General features: G+C 60.4%; 4 protein-coding genes. All 4 read left to right on the top strand.

The window, feature by feature from the left end; translation table 11 throughout:
- Positions 1-63: 63 nt before the first annotated feature.
- The 4 genes from LOC68_RS27190 to LOC68_RS27175 all read left to right on the top strand — a co-directional run bounded on the left by LOC68_RS27190 (position 64) and on the right by LOC68_RS27175 (position 21,776).
- On the top strand, positions 64-1,593 hold the full coding sequence (locus LOC68_RS27190; protein ID WP_230224952.1) for a hypothetical protein: 1,530 nt from the start codon (positions 64-66) through the stop codon (positions 1,591-1,593).
- Positions 1,594-1,980: 387 nt separating this feature from the next.
- Positions 1,981-6,420: a GEVED domain-containing protein gene (locus tag LOC68_RS27185; RefSeq protein ID WP_230224951.1), complete on the top strand. Its 4,440-nt coding sequence runs from the start codon at positions 1,981-1,983 to the stop codon at positions 6,418-6,420.
- An 82-nt stretch (positions 6,421-6,502) separates the two neighbouring features.
- The gene (locus LOC68_RS27180; protein WP_230224950.1) at positions 6,503-7,258 is read left to right on the top strand and encodes a class I SAM-dependent methyltransferase; all 756 of its coding nucleotides are present in this window, start codon (positions 6,503-6,505) and stop codon (positions 7,256-7,258) included.
- Between the two features lie 397 nt (positions 7,259-7,655).
- Positions 7,656-21,776, top strand: a complete 14,121-nt coding sequence (locus LOC68_RS27175) for a GEVED domain-containing protein (protein ID WP_230224949.1) — start codon at positions 7,656-7,658, stop codon at positions 21,774-21,776.
- Positions 21,777-21,980 lie beyond the last annotated feature (204 nt).

Below are 21,980 nucleotides of genomic sequence, written 5' to 3'. Positions count from 1 at the left end.
GCATTTGGCCCGCCTTCGTCTCCACAACGATAAGACAGCCTTTCGTCTGCGAAAGAGGAACCCATGAGAGCCCATAGTTTGTGGATCGTTTCCTTGATGGCGATGCTCGCAGCATCGACGGATGCGGTCGCGCAGAAAGCCACGTACGCGACCGGCTCTGACCAACACGATTCCGCAGGCCAACCCTCCGGCATCGCCTATCTGGCGAGCGGCCAGTGGCGCCAGCCGTTGGTCAGCGATCCCCCGTCGCAAGGCGGTAGCGGACAAAACGCCCAACCGGGCCAATATCCGCAGGCCAACCCCTACCAACCGACGATGATGACCGGCGGCATGATGCCGCAGCCTGGCATGGGCTATCCGGGCATGATGCCCCAGCCCGGCATGGGTTACCCCGGCATGATGCCGTATGGCGCCGCTCCGGCCGCTTACGCTCAGCCGAACCCGATGATCCAACAAGATCCCAGCGTCGTTGAAGCGTCGTACCACAACGGTACGTGTGCCGCTTGCGGCGGTCACGGCTGTGCGACTTGTCGCGGCTCGGGCTGCGGTTGCTGCGGCAACGGCTGCCAAGGCTGCTGCGGCCTGTTCGGCGGCGGCCAGTACTGCGGCTTCAGCCGTGGGATCGGCAACGCTTGGGACCTGTCGGAATACGGCGGCCGTTGTGCTCCCCGCTACTTCGACTTCAGCGCCGAAGCGACCCTCTTCAAGTTGGAAGGAAACGTTCCGAGTCGGGCTTTCGCTTCGTCCGGGGTCCTTGGCCCGACGGTTCTCGACAGCAACCAGCTCGGTTTCGAGACCGAAGGTGGCATTCGTATGACCGGTAACTGGATCTGCTTCGCGGGCTCGACCCTTGAAGTCAGCTACATGGGCGTTGGCAACTGGGGAAGCGGCGCCTTCGTCACGGGAGCCGGCGACCTCTACTCGCCGCTGTCGAACTTCGGTAGCGACCCGCTTGGCGGCTATGCCGAAAGCGATCAGTCGGACTTCGTCGGTCTCTCGCTCAACAACCGCTTCGACTCGATCGAAATCAATCTGAAGCGTGGTTGGACCGGCGCCGGCTGCTGGTTCCAAGGCTCGTGGTGGGGCGGTTTCCGCTACTTCCGCCTGAGCGAACGCTCGAACTACGTCGCGATCGGTGCGACCGGCGCCATGGACTACTCGGTTGACACCGACAACGACATGTACGGCGTGCAGTTGGGTGGCGATTTGACGACCCGCCTGACGACTCGCTTGAGCCTGACCGGCTTCCTGGAATGCGGCCTGTACGGCAATCGGGGGGTTCAACACTCGACGATCCTGCTGAACGATGGTGGCACGGTCGCCGGGGTATTTGAAGAAGCTTCGGCGAATCGGGCTTCGATGGTGACCGAAGGTGGGTTCCACGGCAACTTCAAGCTGACGCCGCACGCCACCCTAAAGCTCGGTTACCAAGTGGTTTACGTCGACGGCGTCGCCCTTTCGATCGACAACTACAACTTCACGACCGCGTTGGGAACGGGCCCAGCCGCCCTGGTTGGCCGCTCGATCTCGATCGACGACAACGGATCGGCTCTCTATCACGGCGCCACGGCCGGGCTGGAGTGCGTCTGGTAGTCGCTACCGGTTGCAAATTAAGAACTTAAGAAAAGGCCGGCGAATCTCGCCGGCCTTTTCTTTTTGCGTTTCTCGCCGAGAAATTCGGGGAACTCCCCGTCTTGCCGCTGCGTCTAAGCCGCGTTGCAAACTCTCCTACAATTGCCAAAACCAGAAAATCTAGGTAATTCGGCGAGACTGCGTTAGATCCGTTGTAATCGGACTGGCGAGCAACTATTTTCATTGCTACGGGTAAGTCTCCCCTCTTTGGACTTGTTGTAGTCCGAAGATTTGACTAACCCGGTACGATCCGCATACTCCTCACCACCGACAGCTAAGACAGCCATAACGCAAGGGATTCAGCCCGCAACTTCTCTCGGGCCGGATCAGCGTTCGGAGATTCACACCATGAAACGGTCCTCTCGTAAAGCCAAAAACCGCCGTCAATTCCGTGGCTCGCAGGCGCGGTTGGAATCGCTGGAAGCCCGCATGGTGATGGATGCGACCGGCTACGAGGACGCACTCGATTCATTTATGGGAACCGACCGCGTCGGCAAGGACGGTCCCTTGGCGGTCCTGGGCTGGAACCTAACCCTTCTCTATCACGACACGATCACTGGTGGGGGAAGCGGCGTTGGTACCGGCGTCGACGACCCCGATGCTGCCGACGGCACTTCCGGCAGCGTCGTTTCCGCCGAGATTCGCGATCCGTTTTTGATCGACTCGAACGATCGGGTCTTGCTCGACCTGGCGCCGACCAACGCAGCCGCGAAGTCGCTGCTAAAGACCAGCTTGTCGCAGATTGGCTTCACGCAAACCGGCGAGTATGGCAACACCGTATCTGGTTGGCTGCCGATCACCTCGCTGGCGGACTTGGCGGCGATTCCTGCGCTCGGCGGCGTTTCGCCGTCGATCGTGTCGACCAGCGTAGGCTCGGTCGACAGCCAAGGGGATGCCTCGATGTTTACCGATACCGTTCGCGCCGAATATGGCTTTGACGGAACCGGCGTAAAGATCGGCGTTCTTTCGGACAGTTACGATGCGCTTGGCGGCGCAGCGCTCGACGTCAGCACCGGCGACCTTCCGGGCATCGGCAATCCGCTCGGCAATACCACCCCGGTTCAGGTGCTTCAAGATTACATCACTTCGTCATCAACCGACGAAGGACGCGGCATGTTGCAGTTGGTGCATGACGTCGCTCCGGGCGCCGAGTTGGCGTTTACGACGGCCTTCACCGGCAAAGCCGGTTTCGCCCAAGGGATTTACAACCTGGCCGCCGCCGGAGCGAACGTGATCGTCGACGACGTCGGCTATGCGAGTGAACCGTGGTTCTCTGACGGCATGATCGCCCGCGCCGCCGACGCCGTGGTCCAAAACAACGTCGCCTACTTCACGTCGGCAGGCAATAGCGCTCGCGAATCGTACGAAGCTCCGTTCGTGGCGAGCGAAAACGTTTACTACCCTGGTCAGATCGGCCGAGTCGCTGGCGCTCCGTTCTTCTTCGGCGGCACTGCATACGACTTTGACCCGAGCGAGACCGGCGTCGACGACCGTCAGTCGGTTACGATTCCCGCGCTGAGCATTGCCGTGATCGCGTTCCAATGGGACGACAACTTCTTTACGGAAAACGGCCTGTCAGCTTACTCCGACCTCGACATTTACCTGCTCGTCAACAACCGAGTCGTCGCCGGCGGCGTCGACATCAACGTGGACGGCTTTGAGTTCTTCGGCGTGATCAACTCCGGCCTGACCGACGTCAACGCCGAGATCATGATCCTCGCTCAAAATGGCGAATTCCCGACCAGAATCAAGTACAACATTTTCTCCGGCAACATGGTGATCAACGAGTACGCCACCGACAGCGGCACGGCCGTCGGTCACTCGAACGCCGCCTATGCGATGAGCGTTGGCGCCGCCTACTATGTCGATACGCCGGAGTTTGGCACGTCGCCGCCGCAACTCGAAAGCTTTTCGTCGGCGGGCGGTACGCCGATTTTGATCGACCAGAACGGTCTCCGAATTGATCCGGTCATTCGCCAGAACGTCGACATCGTCGCTCCCGACGGAACCGATACGACCTTCTTCGGCTTCGACGTTGACCTGAACGGCTTCCCGAACTTCTTCGGTACGTCGGCCGCCGCTCCGCACGCCGCGGCGCTCGCCGCTTTGATGCGTCAGGCCAATCCGTCTCTGACGGCTTTGGAAATCAACGACATCATGCGCGACACCGCGATCGACATGGATGATCCCGCGACCGCCGGCTATGACTCGGGATACGACTTCGGCACTGGGTACGGTTACGTCAATGGTCTTGAAGCCGTTCTCACCGCTCTCTTCGCAGGCGGCGACACAATCGGCTCGTCCGATACCTGCGGCGTTTACACCGGGCCGCCGGCGATTCAAATTCATGCCGGACTTGGCGCCAACCTGTTCGTCACGGGGCACTCGGTTCTTGATAACGGCGTCGACAACGGGCAGTTGGGATACGACTACGAAATCCTCAACTTCCTCCGCGGCAAGGGAACCTCGCAGGAAATCGCCGCCGATCAGTACTCGATCGCGATTATCGGTAACGATACCGCCAGTTGGGGATTCTCGAGCGGCAGCCAGTATGCAGTCGGTTATCAGTCGACCACCTTCTACGACATTGACAACATCACCTCGTCGGTTTGGACTCAGATCCTTTCCAATGACGCCCTGATCATTTTGTCCGACATCAACGCCGTCCCGACCGACGGCCTGGACGATCTCCAGATCGACTCGATCGTCGCCGCGAAGTCCTTGATCGCCGCTGCGGTGAACACTCGCGGGCTGGACGTCTGGGCAGGCGGCGGCAGCATCGGAACGGGATACTACGACTTCCTGCCGACCGGCGCCGTCACCGCAGCCGACTTGGCCGCTTCGGCTACGCTCTACGCTCCGACGGCCGAAGGGCAGGCGCTTGGCTTCACCGCCACGATGGCCAACGCCGCAGAATCCTATTCGAGTTTCATCAACTACGACGATAACTTCTTCCTGACTGAACGCCGCGACTTTGGCGAGGATATCTCTCTCGCCGCGACGAACGTCGCCTTCTCGAACGACGAGTTGGTGACGGCGAATGCCGAAACCGACATCCTGATGCACGGCGTGATCGGCTACAAGTTCAACGACATCAACCTGGACGGCGTTCGCCAAGCGAACGAACCGGGCCTGGCCGGCTTTACGTTCTTCATTGACGAAAACGGCGACGGCAAGATTGGCTTGTGCGAACCGGCCGCCGTCACCGACGCGAGCGGCAAGTTCACGCTCTATCCGCGTCAGAGCGGCACGTTCAACATTTTGCAGGTGATCGAGCCCGGTTATTACAATACCGACCCGATCACGCACACCATCGAAGTGAACGGCACGCGGATCACCATCAACGCGTCGCTCGACTCGGGCGCCATTCCGGCGGTCGACTACGGCGACGCTGGCCTGCCTTACGCGGCCGCTCCGGTGGTCGACGGTTTGCAGTTGGGCGATTCGCCATTTGAAGACGACGGCGTCGTGTTCGGCTCGGGATTGAAGATCGGAACCAACACGGTCACCATCGACTCGTCGACGGTCATTTCGACCGCCCTGTTGCAGGCCTGGATGGACTTCAACAAGGACGGCGACTTCAACGACCCCGGCGAACAGATCTTCAAGAATCTGCAACTGCAGTCCGGCATTCACACTTACACGTTTACGATCCCGAATACCGTCATCGACGATTCGAGCTTGCCGGATGCGTATCGCATTCCGCTGAACGCTCGGTTCCGCCTCGATTACCAACAGAACCTTGGCCCAACCGGCGCCGGCTTCGCGGGCGAAGTCGAGGACTACCAGGTCTACATTAAAGGTGACCCCGAAAGCGGTCTCTTCCTGAAGGACGACGTTTTCACCTACTTGGAAGACACGCCCGATCAGACCTACGACGTCTTGGCGAACGACAAAACGTTCTTCAATCGCACGATCACGTTGACCGGCTTCAGCTCGCAAACCGCTGGAGCGCCCGATTCGGCGTTTTCAATTGTTGGCAACAAACTGGTCTTTGACGCCACCGGCATCACTGGACTGACCGAAGATATCGTCGTCGAATACACCGCGATGGACTCGGCCGGCTTCACCGAAACCGCTACCTTGACCCTGCGATTGCCGGGCGCTGGGGCGCTGTCGATTTTCAGCACCTCGTTCATCAACCAAACGAATAGCGGCGACGTTAACGGCGACGGCGTCCTCTCTTCGCACGACCTGACGATCCTCCTGTACGAACTTGATCATCAAGGGGCGCGAACCCTACCGGTACTCGGCTCGCCGGGCGCCGGCTTCAACAAGTACATCGACGTTAACGGCGACGGCGCCTTTAACGTACTCGACTACGCCTCACTCCTCGGGAAGATGATTCAACAGAAGCTCAACCGAGAAGGGGAAGCCGAAGGCGAAGCGGTGGACGCGGCGTTTGCCGTCGAAGATTCGATCTCCGAGACCATTACGCCGGCGCCGATCCTCGATCCCTCCCCCACGACGCAATCTTCAACCCTCACTTCCTCCAACGCCGCGACCACTTCCTCGTCGTCCAGCGACGTCAGCTTCTACCTGGCTGGCGTTCTGGAAAAGCCGAATGGTCAAAGCAGCTTGCTGAGCCAGGACTCGGAAAGCTCTGTGGACGAAACGTTAGTTGAAGGAGAAATGGTCGATTACCTCTATCCCGACAGTTCGACCGAATACCTCCTGATCGACTCGTCGAGCAGCTCAACGCTGATGACGGAAGAGGTCGAATCGGCCATCGATGAAATCGCGATTGACGTTGACGCCGCCTGGGAAGAAGATCTGATCAGCGGCTAACGTCCCCTGCGGCAATCGAACCACTTGCGGCGGAGCAGCTCGTCTCTCCGCCGCTTTTTTATTGGCCTTGGAAGGAAATCAGGTGAACGAAGAATCACTGGCTAAACTGCGACAGCGCAATCTCGACTCTGCCGGCGATTGGAAACGCTACGCAGAGCATCGCCGGCACTGCACGCGCCTGATTCTCGAAGCCGCTCCTCTAGATGCCCCCCGGCTTTGCCTCTTGGGCGCCGGCAACTGCAACGACGTCGAACTGACGGCGATCGCCAAGAGGTTCCGTGAAATTCACCTGATCGATTTCGACAAAGATGCGGTTCAGCAAGGGCTGAAACGGCAATTCAGCGGGCTCCAGGGGAAAATCCTGATTCACGCGCCGGTCGATCTCGACGCCGAAGACGTCGCTTCCCAACTCTCCTCCCTCGGCAAGTTTGACGTCGTCGCGTCCCTTTGCGTCCTTTCGCAGCTGATCGACGCGATTCCGGAAGAACAGAAAAACAAAGAAGAGGGACTCCCGCTAGTTCGGCAGATTCGCAGGCGTCACCTGGAACTGCTGGCCAGCCTGGCAGGTCCCGAAGGGAGCATTGCGATCGCCAACGAAGCGGTCTCGAGCGACTCCGAGCCAAGCGTCAAAACATGCGAAGACCCGATGCTCGGCCCCCTTTTGGTGCAGCTGGCCTTAGAACAGAAGCTGTTTATGGGTCTTAATCCCGCGGTTGTCGCCGGCGAGCTACAGGCCCTGGCCCCAACCCACGCTCTGAGCACCACCCCACCCTGGAAGTGGGACTTTGGTCCCCGTACTTATGCGGTCTGCGGGCACACCCTTACGCGCCAAGCATAATTCTTATTTTTTCCGCAAACCTCCGTTGCCAAATTTCAACGGTTGGGACGAAATTACCGGAACTTCCAGTCAGGCCCTTACGTCCAAACGTCGAACCAAGCTTCGATTTGCGCGTTTCGAGTGAGGTTCTACGCCCTGGCGGAATCGTTAAAACCGGTCCCGCTAGAACATTCCAACCCCTTAAAGAAGGAAGGAATGGGCAATCTGGGTAATTCCGTACATTTCATGCGGAACACAGTTTGGGCGTAATTACAATCCGGCTTAACCCCTGAAATGATGCAATAACGCAACATCACAGGGGTGATCCAACCCAAAAACAACACCAAACAGGTCCTACGCGGTTCTCCCCCCCGGGAGAAACTCCCGCCCCCTTCCAGTGAGGATAGAGGTCGTCTACATGACCATTCGCTACACTCGTCGACGTACAACCACTGAACGCAAAGCTGCCCTCAAGAATCACCTGCGTAGCAAGAAGCGAAACAGTGGGAAGCGAGCGCTGAATCACGAGCAACTGGAAGAACGTCAGGTCATGGCGGCCGACTCGTTCCAGCTGATCGGCATTCAGACCAATGACGGCGACCTGCTGGAAAATAACGAGATCCTCAATAGCTCGCCGCACAATCTGACGCTGCGGTTTGATGAGAATCACGTCATCGACCCGACCACGATTGCGGCCGGCATCCACATCTATCGCGCCGGCGACAACAACGTGCTAGGGGACGCCGACGATGTCGATATCGTTGGCGGCTCGGCGGCGTTCGGCGGGTTCATTGGGATCGGCGACAGCCCCAATGAAATCGTCATCCGCTTTGGCGAAGCCTTGCCGGACGATCAATATCGCCTGGAAGTCACCAGCGCGCTGAAGGCGACCAACTCCGGCGGCACTCTCGACGACGCCCTCACTTCGTCGACGACGTTCGAGTTGAACCTGGGCGCCCAGATTCTGTCGATCGTTCCGCAACCGGTCACCGCGCTGCCGAACGGGGACCTGAGCGTCGCAGCCGACCAGATCTACATCTACATGAACAACGACGATCTGGATCCGGTCCTGGCCGAAGATCCGGGCTACTACCAGTTGTTGTTCCAAACGACCAGCAGCGGTTCGGCCAGCATTCAAAACGGCGAAGTCGCTTTCTTCCCCACCCACGTGGATTACGACTCCGATCTCGACCTCATCATCCTGACGTTCTCGGATGATCTCGACAAATTGGCGGAAAGCACCTCCGGCTATGATCCGACCGCGGCGACCGTCTATCGCCTGCAGATCGGCAGCAAGGAAATCACGTCGAAGGAATGGACCGGAACCCTCGGCGTCGACACGATCAACACGAACACCAACTCGACCGACGCCGGCGATATGTTCGATACGGCGACCGACATTTCGGACGCCAACGGCAACAGCCTGCTCCAAGGCAACAACGAGTTTGAAGTCACCCGCGCCGCGTATATCGACGCGAACGGCGACTTGGTGGCGGACGTCCTCGGTCAGATTTTCACGATCGACGACGGCGCCGGCACGGTCCTGACGTTCGAACTGACCGACGGCATGGTAGCGTCGAATGCGAACTACATCGCCATCGACATTTCGGCTCTGATCAGCAACACCTCCAGCACGCGTGCGATGCTGGCTTCGACCATCGCCGCCGGTATTGAAGCTGGGTTCCTCGCCCAGATGACGCCGGTCACGGTGAACGTCACCCTCGCGACTACCTACAGCGACACGCGTTACAAGATCACCAGCCCCACGGGTCGTCCGACGATGTCCGTCAGCGACGCCACGGTCGGCTTGATCGTCGATCGCTCGCAAACGGTCGTCATTCATGGCGAAATTACGAATGTCACGCCTTACGGGCTCAATCTGCCGGGTGCCTCCGACGAACCGGGTCACCGCGAAGACTACGCCGATCAGCAGGCACACTTGCTCGGCGGCGCCGACAACCATGCCGGCATTACCGAATTCCGATATGGGTTCCCGATTCAATATGGAGTCGACCCGGCCACCGGCGCCGCGTTGATCAACGTAATCACCGAAGCGCAGAAGCAGCGTACGCGCGAAATCATGGCGTTGTACAGCTACTACGCCGGCGTCACCTTCGTCGAAGTTTCGTACGATCCGAACCTGCCGTGGAACGGCCAGAACTGGGATCTCGGCGTCGTCACCGGCGACTTGCGTGCGGTCGCCCCGACCGTTCCGACCGGCGTCGGCGGCGTGGCCGGCATCGCCGGCGGCGGCTTGGTGGTGATGGACGTTTACGATCACCAGAATGCTGGCGACGACGAATATGGCGCCGCGTGGCAGAGCACCGCGACTCACGAAATCGGTCACTTCCTGGGTCTGGGACACTCGTACGAGTTGCCGCCGCTCACCACGCAAAGCAGCGGGGCCAACAACTACGGTCTGGGCGCGGAAAATATCTTCCCGGGCGATAACGACATCGTCCACATGCAGTACATGTACAACCCGGAATCGAAGGATATCGACCTTTACAAGCTCGAGATTCCGGAGACCGGCCGCTTGACGGCGGAAATCCTGGCGGAACGTTTGACCGACGCCAACGGCAACGCCCTCAGCAGCCTCGACGCGTTGATCACCATCTACCAGGAAAACGGCGACGGCTCGCGCACGCTCATCGCCCGTAACGACGACTACTACAGCGAAGATTCGTTCGTCGATCTGCTGTTGCAGCAGGGAACCTACTACATCGGCGTCAGCGCGAGCGGCAACAACGCCTACGATCCTTCGATCGCCGACTCCGGCTTCGGCGGTAAGACGGAAGGCGCCTACGATCTGCAAATCCGCTTCCGTCCCGACGCGACCAACGCGATCAAAGACACCGGCGCCGAACTCGAATCTGGCGTTTCGATTCAGGTCAACACTCTGGCGGACACTTACGTCCTCGGCGACCCAAACTACGACGTCGACGGCCAGAACACGATCACCATCAAGGACACAATCGGCAACTCGGTAACGTTTGAGCTCGACTTCAAGACCAGCCTCAGCGACCCGGACACCGTCGCAGCAGGCAATGTTGCGGTCCCGATTCTCCGCACGGCGCTGGCCAGCGACATCGTCGCTGCGCTCGTAGACGCGATCAACAACGGAGCGCTCGCGTCCAACCCGAGTTTCGCAGTCGTTGCCACCAACGTCGGCAATCGTATCGACCTGACGAACGTCGCCGGAAATTCTCCGGTCGTGTTCTCAGCTGCGATCGAAACCCTGGATGCGATGCGCGTGTCGGGCGGGGCCGCCGAAGGGGCCGCCATCGACGGCGATTTGGATGGAGCGGTCGGCGGCAACTACAACTTCTGGTTCCGCGCCGAAACTTCGCACTACGACGGCGACGTCGTCCAAATCAACCAGCCGATCACCATCTACGTCGACAAATCGTCGACCCGCGGCGGCCAGAACATGCCGGCGCTGGACGGTACGCTGGAACGTCCGTTTAACAACATCCAGGACGCGATCAACTTCGCCGAAGCGCGCAACGTCGCCGCGATCAACCTGTTCGGCCAACCGGTCGGCGACGTCATCCGAATCGTCGGCAACGACCAGGACTTGGCCTACTATATCGGTTACGACACGACCCAGGGCACGGTACTGGAAGACGGTCTGCAGTTGATCGTTCCGCAAAGCGTCACCGTGATGATCGACGAAGGCGCCATCTTCAAGTTTGGCGTCGGCGGCGCCGTCGTAGTCGGCTCGACGTCGGTCAGCGAAGATCGCAGCTTCGCGTCGATGCAAGTTCTCGGCATTCCGGAACGCTTCGATCCGTACGTCAACGCCGACGGCGACGTCATTCAGGATACGGCGCGAGCGGGCAAACGCGTAATCTTCACCTCGTACAACGAAGATGGGGTAGGGGATCGCAGCAACCTGCAGTTCGCTCCTGCGGCCGGCGACTGGGGCGGCATTTTCTTCAACAATGAAGTCGACCGTGAACAAGAGAACGGCGCCTGGCAGGACAACGGCATCTTCTTGAACTCGGTCGTCGGCGGCGATTTCCGCTTCGGCGGCGGCATCGCGTCGATCAACGGCGAAGATTTCACGCTGGCTCCGGTTTACCTCGAAGAAACCCGCCCGGCGTTGTACTTCAACCAGGTCGTCGCCAGCGGCGGCGCCGCGTTCTCGGCCGACCCGAACAGCTTCGAGCAAACCAACTTCCAGGTCTACGACGCCACGACCGGCAGCTATCGCTCCGGGCAGTTCAATGCGGCGACTCCCGACTATACCCGCTCGGGCCCGGCGATCTTCGGCAACGACTTCGTTGCGGATACCGGAGTACTTGTTACGCCGACCGACGGCAGCGCTCCGTACCTCGAATTGTACGACGACAACTCCTACAACGGCATTGCGATTCGGATCGTAACTCCGGCCGGTAACCTCACCGAAAAGCTGACCGTTACCGCCAAGTTCGACGATACCGACATCGTTCACGTCCTGCTCGAAAACCTGCTGATCGAAGGGACTCCGGGCGGCCTGTTCGTCGACCAGTTCGGCATCCTGCGACCTCGCTTGGACGCTGGCCTGCTGATCGATCCGAACATCGTTCTCAAGTCGAACGGCTCGCGTATCGAAGTCCAAATGGGCGCCAACTTGACCGCGGAAGGTTCGAGCGGCAACGAAGTGATCTTCACCTCGCTGCATGACGATCGTTTCGGTTTCGGCGGCACCTTCGACACGAACGGCAACGGCACTGCGACCACCGCGGCGGCGGGCGACTGGAGCGGCATCTACTTCGCTCAGACCTCGACCGGCAGCCTGGATCACGTCATCTTGGCCTACGGCGGCGGCAACTCGCGCGTGGACGGCGGTCTCGCCTTCTTCAACCCGATCGAAATTCACCAGGCCACGGTTCGCGTCGCCAACAGTTTGTTGGAATTGAATGCGGACGGCCTGGGGGTCAACAACACCGGAGCCACTCGCTCCGGCCATAGCGCGAACGCGACCGGCACGATCTTCGTCGCGGGCGCCCAACCGGTCATCGTCGGCAACAACATTCGTAACAACGAAAGCGCCGCGATCAACATCAACGTCAATTCGTTGAACAAAGACCTGGTCGTCGACTGGGGACGTTCAACCGGCTTCATCGACGTCACCCCGGGCGTCGGCGACAACCAAGGCGCCCTCGTTCGCTACAACTTGCTGACGAACAACGGCATCAACGGCATGATCATCCGCGGCGGCGTGCTGAACACCGAAGGGGTTTGGGACGACACCGACATCGTTCATGTTCTGTTTAACGAAATCGTCATTCCGGACCTTCACACCTACGGCGGTCTGCGAATCGAAAGCTCGACCAAGGAAAGCCTGGTCGTCAAACTGCAAGGCGCCAACGCCGGCATCACCGCAAGCGGCAATCCGCTCGACATCGAAGATCGCGTCGGCGGTACGTTGCAAGTCATCGGCCAGCCCGGCTTCCCGGTCGTCTTCACCTCGTTCCGGGACGACACCGTCGGCGCCGGCTTCGATGAAAACGGCATGGCCCAAACCGACACCAACAACAACGGCAGCGCCAACGCCGCGGCGCCTGGCGATTGGCGTAGCCTGTTGATCGACGAGTACGCGAACGATCGCAACGTCGACACCATCGTCGAATCGGAAAGCAACAACGCCGTTTCGGTCGGCACCAACGGCTCGCCGCAGTCGGCCCAGGCGCTCGGCATTCTGGCGCCGGACGAATACTCGGGCGACGACAACCGTCGTCTCGGTTTCGAGGTCCAGGGCTTCCTGAGCTCGCCAAGCGACGTCGACGTCTACTCGTTCCAAGCGGTGCCGGGAACCGAAGTCTGGCTCGACCTTGACCTCACAACCTACGCCTTGGATGCGATCATCGAATTGATCGACGATAGCGGCAATGTGATCGCTCGCTCGCTCGACAACGATACGCTGTTCGGCAATATCGACGCCGCGAACCAGTTGAACACGATGCCGAAGTCGGGCACGTACGACGAAGATCGCTGGACGATCAACCCGCGCGATCCGAGCATGCGAATCGTGTTGCCGGGCAACCCGACTGCGGCCGTTCGCAACTACCACGTCCGCATTCGCAGCAACAGCAATGACCTCGGTACGACGCAAAACGCCAGCGGCAGCTACCTGGTCAGCAACGATCAACTGACCGGCGGCTTGACCTCCGGCGTTTACCAACTGCAAATCCGCCTGCGTGAAATTGACGAATTCGGCGGTTCGACCATCAAGCAAGCCGACGTTCGCTACGCGACCAACGGCATCGAAGTCATCGGCCAACCGGCCCACTCGCCGCTGCTGGGCGAATCGGCGGAAGACAACGACACCACCAGCGACAACAACAACTCGCAAGGATCGGCTCAAAACGTCGGCAACGTTCTGACCACCGACCGCGATGCGATCAGCATCGCCGGCAACATCGCCGCCGCCGGCGACGTCGACTGGTTCCGGTTTGACCTGACGCGAGAGTACCTGCAGTCGATCCCGGGCTTCTCGGCCGACTCGTTGTTCGCCAGCTTGATCCTCGACCTCGACTACATGGGCGGTACCCGCGGTAACGCCCAGATCGCCGTCTTCGACTCGGCCGGCCAACTGGTTTTGGTCAGCACCGACTCGAACGTCAGCGACGACCAGACGAACACACAGTTCATCGCCAACACGGCGTACGACTCGGATTACACGCAGGAAGCCGACCTGACGCGGGGCTCGCTCAGCACGAACGATCCGTACATCGGCACCATTCAGATTCCGCAAGGGACCTACTACGTCGCGGTTTCGTCGACGGCCCAGATCCCGAGCCAGCTGACCCAGTTCTACACGCAGAATCCGACCAACCCCTTGGTCCGCTTGGAACCGGTCGACTCGATTCAGCGCATTGTCGAAGAGCACATCGGCGGCAACACCTCGTCGACGGCGGGCGCTCCCGACATTCAGACCTTCCTCGACAGCGGTCAACAGGTGAAGGACTATCACCTGAGCGACATGGTGATGTTCGTCTCGGTCGACGTCGGCAACGAGCAGACGCAGATTTGGGCGATCAACCCGTTCACCGGCGCCGTGGAAGCCTACCTCGGCCAGTTCGGCTTCGACGTCGGCGACATCGCGATTCACCCGGACGGCAGCCTGTACGCCTACTCGATCGACAACGTCGGCAACCCGAGCCAGACGGCGGCCGGCAACGGTAACTTCCTGCAAATCGACACCGGCACCGGCGCTGTAACGAACCTGCGTGACGACGGTCTGCAAACGTACGAATTCGACGCCAACGCCAAGGCGCCGGTCGTCGACCACTTGTTCAATAACGTCCGCTACGGTTACGGCTATAAGTGGAACGCGCTCGCCTACGGCTATCTCAACGGTAGCGGCTCCAGTGCGCAAAGCTTGCTTGGTTTCGTCGTTGGCGATCGCGCCGGCAACTTCGACGACCCGATGCGTACCGACGGAACTAACATTCTCTACCGCACGGACGCCACAGAACTCGATACGAACGGCGTCGATCGCGGCGTGATCATCGACTCGAACGGCTCCTCCAACAACGGAGCGACCGCCGGCGGTCGATATAGCGGATTGGGCGGCGCCGACGCGATCGCCGTGGGACAGATCTTCACCGAGTTCGACGCCATAAGCCAAGGCTCGTCGACGATCATCACCCAAGACGCGACCTCGTTTGCGACCAATGGTACGACCATCATCCGCAACTACCAGGACGGCGACACGTTCGACCTGGATGACGGGCTCGGCAATGTCATCACGGTCGAATTGAACATGGGTTTCGACATCCTGTTCAATGCGTTTAATCGCCAGATCTCCGACAACGGCGCCGGTCTGATCACCCGCACCCTCGGCACCACCGTCTCAGAAGGCAACACATTTGCTGCGGACGGCGATACCTATCAAATCGTGTTCGACGACTACGTCGACTTCGGCACTTTCAGCGCCCTGACGGCCGGCGACGAAGGTTCGTACCTGCGGGTCACCGACGAATTTGGCGTTGACCTGTTCGTCTTCCTCGAAGACGGGTCGGACGGCAGCACCACCGACTCGGCGTCGATCACGCCGGGCGGTTTCGACGTGGGGACCGATTCTCGAGTCACTATTCAATACACGCCGGGTCAATCGGTCGACACGCTCATCAACGCCGTCGTCAAAGCGATCAACGACAACTCGAGCGTCAACAACGTTAACTCGCAGTTCGCAGGTACGGCCTATCGAGCGGGGAACGCGATTTCCGTGATCGGCGACGCCTCGATGTCGATCACCGGCAGCTTCGGCGGCACGACGATCAACTTCCAGAATGCGGTCCCATTTTTGGGCGCCCCTGCCGGATCCGTCCCAGTCGTGATTGACCTGGCGCCGACCGAGACCGAAATGGCGGCGGCCGTCGCCGTGGCGGTTAATACCGCCGTTCCAGGTGCGGGAAGCCAGTTTGGCACCCGTGTGACCATCCAGGCCACCGCCGGCAGCTTCACCGGCTTGACCGGCCCCGGCTGGGCGACCGTGACCAACGATACGCCAGATACCGGCGACGTCGTGGTCAACATCGGCGCCGGCGACACCGCGGCGACCGTCGCTGCGAAGATCGCCGCCGCCGTCGACGGGTTCATGGGACAATTTACAGCGATCGCCACTTCCTCGCTCGTTACCTTCAACGGCGGAACGGCCTCCGTCGACGACACCAACATGCTCTTCCAAGTCGGCGGCGTCGGCTCGGGCGGTCAGGTTACCGGCTTGACGATCTTGCAGGGCAACCTGTACGCGGTTGACGACTTAGGGGGCGTGTTCCGCATCTATGGCGCCAACGGCGGCACGTTCGCGACCGACTACCTTGGTTCCATCACCGACGAGGGCGGCAATCCGATCAGCTTCGTCAGCCTCGATGCGGGACCGAACCTGGTCAGCGGCGGCGACTACGCCAACGTCCTCTTCGCCATGACCGATGACGGCGCAATGTACGCGATCACGCTCCAGGACGACGCCTTCGGCAACGAAGAAGCGATCAAGGCGCCGGTCTTCGCCGGCGGCCGCACTTCGATCACGACGGCGATGGGCCAAGGGGTCAACCTTGGTTCCGCCAACATCACCGGCGTCGCCTTCAGCACGCTGAATCGCAACCTCTGGCACATGACGAGCACTCGTTCCGGCGACGCCGGACACGGCATCAGCGTGCCGGTGACCGATTGGCGCGACGCCGAGGGCGGCGGTTCCAGTTTCTGGTTCGGCAACGAACAACAGACCTACTTGCAAGGCAACGCGACCGGCAACGCCACCAACAACAACTACGACTATGCGGGGGGCGCCCACGGTACGCTGATCACAGAAGACTTCAGCCTGCAAGGCTATGATGCGGCCGACCTGCCGGTGTTGTACTTCAACTACTTCTCCGACACCGACAACGTCAATGGCGACTTGGCGCGAGACACCCTCCGCGTCTTCATCGCGGGCGACGACGGCAACTGGCAACAGTTGGCGACCAACAACAACGCCATTCTCGGCGGAACGGTCGACGACGAATTCGATCGAACCGACAAGGAAACTCTCGAACAGCGTGCCGTCACGACCCCGACGACCGCCAGCGGCGCGACCACGACCGTCCAGCAGATTTGGGACAACACCGGCAGCTGGCGTCAGGTCCGCATCGACCTGTCGAAATTCGCAGGAATGGATAACCTGAAGCTCCGGTTCGACTTCTCGACCGGCGGTCAGGTGAACATCGGCGGCGTTGCGGTGACCCAGATCGATCCGAATGACCCCAACCCGCCGGCGGTTTCGCAGTTCTCGGCGGACACGTCGGAAATTCGCGCCCTTGACTCCAACAAGCATGTCGACGGCGAAATCTTCTCGGTAACCGACCCGTATTCAGGAAACGTTTACTACTACGAATTCAACAAGGGGCAAACGTTCACCGCCGGCTCGTACGCTGAATTCGCCGATGGGGACCGCTTCACGTTGACTTCGGCCGACGGCATGGAAACCCATACGTTCGAGTTCGACAAGAACGGCGACGGCGCCGCCTTCGGCGACGTTACGATCTCGCTCGACTTGAACGACACGCCGGACAACATCGCCGAGAAGATCCGCCAGGCGGTCAGCAACGCCTTCACGATCTCGCCGGTTCGCGTCTTCCGCTACGGCAACGCCGTGACGATTCGCGACATTCAAGACGTCGACAACGCCGATCGCATTGCGGTCACGGCGAATAGCGTAACGCGGTACGTGGTCAACACCGACGGCGTCCTGGGGATTCGCGGCCTGGCGATCGAGGGCTACGAAAGCACCATCGGCATGTTCGCAGGCCAAGCGACGGCCGTGATCGACTTGCATGACGATCGCTTTGTGAACGAAGCTCCGAATGGAGCGGGTGAGCAACGCGTTAGCGATGAAACGATCGCCAGAATCATGCGGCGCGTCTTCCACGAAGAGATGGCCCTGGCGACGATCAACACGACGACCGACCTCATCGACTACGAGGCGTTCCCCATCCACGACGAATTCGTCTACATGCTGGCTGGCTACTCCGTCAACCGCATCTCGTACACCGATTCGTTCACCGGACTCACGGTCACTTCCCGCATCGGCCTGGATGCGGACCTGCAGGGCGACACCTTCGGCGTGATGCAGGACTTCATCAATTCGTCCAACACCAACAATGGACAGGTCGACGTCTTCAACCGCAATACGGCGCAAAACCAGTCGCGCGAACGGGGCGTCGCCAATACCGGCCAGGGCGTCTTCATCGACGACTTGATCATCGGCTTCGCCGAACGTGGCGAAATGGTGACCGGCGCCTCCAACGGCGGCACCGCTTACACCAATAACCCGAATGCGATTAACGTCGACGTCTTCACCGGTCAGTACCAGCTGGAGTTGCGTGAGGGAACGGAATACACATTCGTCGTCTTCGGCGATCGCATCGCCACGAACGTCTGGGACACCAACGACCGTCTGTCGGATTCGCACTCGATCATGGCGGCCGCCGGCCAGGACATCGCCAACAACAGCCGCATTGAAATCAGCGACGGCGTCGACACGATCGTCTTCCGCTTCTGGGATCTGGACCAGCAAACGACCTACCCGACGGTTCAGCAGGACACGATCGCCGGAGTCTACACGATCGGTTATCGAGCGAGCTGGTCCGAAGCGGACGTCGCTCGCGCCCTGACCAGTGGGATCAACGACACCACCGGCCAGAAGACTCGCGGCTTGACCGAATCGACCCGAACCTTCGGCGTCATCGCTCGCGTCAATTCGCAGACCGCTTCGCAGACGACCCGCGGCCAGATCGACCTCTCGCCGAAGAATCCTTACACCGACGAAGTGATCGTCGGCCTCCTGGGCACGATCAACGCAGGGACCCTGCGGTTCGTTGAAGGGAACAATGACTACTTCCTTAATGACGTTACAGCTACGAACAGCCCTTTATATCAATACTCCTACACCGCTCGCTTGACCAACACCAAGCTGGACGGCGTCAACATTCCGGGCTACGCCGAGTACCACGCTCGTGGTCAGATCGGCGACAACCCGCTGGCCAACGATCCGAACGATTCGACGCTCAACGGCGACGTCGACATGTACCGGGTCGAACTGGGCCTTGGCAACACGATCCAGATCGACGTCGACGCTTTGGCGCTCGGCTCTCCGCTAGCCACGGCGGTCCGGCTCTTCTACTTCGACGGGACCAACACGATTCAAGTCGCTTCCGCAATTTCCGGCGGCGCCTCGGATCCGCTTTTGACCTATACCGTCAACAACCCGCTGCAAACGGGCCACTACATCGTCGCGGTCAGCCATAACACCAACGCCGCATACAATCCGAACGTCGATCCGAGCGACGCCATGAACAATGGCCGCACCTATTCGGACGTGAAGGGCGCCTACGAGCTGAAGATCGCCATCAACGACGGCTACGTCAATCCGTTCCAATTCGTCACGTACGGCAACGGCGACGATGGAGATCGCAACAACTTCCGCGACCAAGGGCAGATCATCATCAGCTCGAATCGCGTCTCCTACTCGTCCGGTTGGGGCATCCTGGTCGACGCAGCCGCTCGCGGCTCGGCGGCCGACGGCGGCGACAACCTGCCGAACCAGGGCTCGGCACGCGTTACTCGCGAGCTCAACACGGCTCGCCTGGCGACCGGCGTGACGATCGTCAACAACATCGTCTTCAACAACGAAACCGGCGCCATCCTGTATAGCGGCGACTCGTCGTCGACGACGCAAGCCCCAGGCTCGGTCCCGGTCGGCCGCATCATCAACAACACGTTGTACGGCGTCAACTCGGGCGACATCGGCATCCAGGTCAACAACCAGGCCGGTCCGTGGATCGTCAACAATATCGTTGCGAACTTTGCGACCGGCATTTCGGTCGCCGCCGACGGCGTCTCGCCGACGCAAACTCGCATCATCCGTACGGTCTTCCAGGACAACGGCGCCAACACCGGCGCCTCGGCGACGACTGGACAATCGCCGATCCTGCTGGCCAGCGGCGCTGCGTTGTTCGTTGACGCCGCCGACGGCAACTTCTACCTGGCGTCCGGCTCGCAAGCGATTGACGCGGCGTTCGACTCGATCGCCGATCGCACCGAGTTCAACACGCTGAACAGCCCGCTGGGCATCGCCACCTCGCCGGTGATCGCGCCGATTCGCGATCAGTCGGGGCAGCTGCGTTACGACGATCCGACCGTCGCTTCGAGCGGCGGCGTCGGCGTCAGCAGCTTCAAGGACGTCGGCGCCCTCGACCGCGCCGATACCCGCGGTCCGAGCGGCGTGCTGATCGATCCGCAGGACAACGACGCCGCGAACCTGGACCTGGACCAAACCGTCGACGTGGTTCAGCTGCTCAACGGTCCGCTGACCAACATTTCGATCCAGCTGATCGACAGCAGCGGTCTCTCGACGCAACCGCAGGGTTCCGGCATCGACGACTCGACCGTCTCGTCCGATTCGTTCATCGTCGAGAAGATTAGCTCCGGCGTGGTGACCACGTTGGTCGAAGGGGTCGACTATCGCTTCGACTACGACGCGACCAACAACATTATTCGAATCACTCCGGTTTCCGGCGTATTTGAAGAAGGGGTCACCTACAAGGTCACGCTGAAGAACCGCTTCACGATTGATCCGACCACCGGCATGGCCTACGACCCGACCGATCCGGTCCTGATCAAGGACAACGCGGGGAACTCGATCGAGCCGAACAAGGTCGCCGGCAATGAAACGAGCTTCTTCATCCGAGTCGGCGGCCTGCTCGACTTCGGCGACGCTCCGGACGTCATCGGTTCGCCTGGATACAACACCTATGTGGAGAACGATGGCGCTCGCCACCTGATCCGAGAAGACTTCCACCTGGGCGCCGGGATCGACTCGGAACTGAACGGCAAGCCGAACGTTGACGCCACCGGCGACAACTTTGACGACGGCGTGACGTTTGAAGACCCGAGCACGACCAGCTCCGGCTCGTTGGCGATCGGCAAGACCAACACCGTCTACATCGAAGCGACCGTTCCGCTGAACGAAACCAACTACGGTTTCGTCCAAGCCTGGGTCGACCTCGACGGCAACGGCATGTTCGAGGACGACGAACTCGTCTTCGACCGGGCTTTGACCATCGACGCCGTCAGCGGCGCCAACGTCGGCCAAGGCCAGGCGATCTCCTTCAAGCTTTCCTCGGAAGGCGTTATCGGCGAAACCTTCATGCGGGTGCGATACAGCAGCACCGGCGGCCTCAGCGCAACCGGCCTGGCGATCGACGGCGAAGTGGAAGACTACCAAGTCACGCTGACGCCGGGATTGGAAAACCCATGGTACCGAGCGGCCTTGCCGGCCGGCATTACGCCGGGTGATACGGTCGTCAGTTCACACGACTTGACGGCGATCCTGTACGAACTGGAGCACCACGTCTACACCGACTCGATGACCGGCGAATTCCTGTCGCCGTACCATCCGGTCAACGACGGCTTCGACAACGCCGCCGCGGCGATTATGTTCCCCAACGGCATCCCGAACTACCTGGACGCCAATGACGACTACGCCGTCACGATTCTGGACTACAACATCGTCCTGAATTACCTGCTGGCTAACCCGGTGGTCGTCAATCCGGAATTGGTGGAAGACTCCGGCATGGTTTCGTCGATCGAAGTGGTGAACCCGGCGGTTGAGAACACTCCGCTGGTCGTCGCCTCGACGAGCGAAGCGCAAACGGATGCCAGCCTATCGGTCTCGCCGACCTTTACGACGACGTCGAGCACGCTTGTCGATTCGTCGACGACGACGATCTCGGCCAACCCGACGAGCCAACCGACGATTGACCTCTTCGGCCTGAGCATTCAGCAGACGAAGTCGACCGTTACGACGTCGAGCCAAACCAGTTCGTCGACTGTCGCGTACGACGAAATTGACGAGTCGTTTAGCGACGAGTTGCTCCTCGACGATTCGATCGACGCCGTGCTGTTGTCGGTCGCCGATGACGTCAACGACGCCTGGCGAGTCGATGGCGAAGATTCGGACGAGATGGACGACCTGATCGCCCTGATCAGCGACGACCAAGCGTAGTCTCCTCCGTTCGCAGACAACCAAACGAAAGGCCTCCCTTCACGGGGAGGCCTTTTTTGTTGGTCGATTGCGGGGCAGCATCGGAGGCGCCAGGGCGATCGCGCGAATGGGAGGCCGCAGCGACGTCCGCAGGATGCGGTCTATCGATCGACAAGGCCTGCCCGGAGAGAAAGGGGGCCGGAGCGACAGCGTGCTACAGCAAGA

Source organism: Blastopirellula sediminis (genome assembly GCF_020966755.1).
Classification (GTDB): domain Bacteria; phylum Planctomycetota; class Planctomycetia; order Pirellulales; family Pirellulaceae; genus Blastopirellula; species Blastopirellula sediminis.
This window is presented reverse-complemented; position numbering and strand designations above follow the sequence as displayed.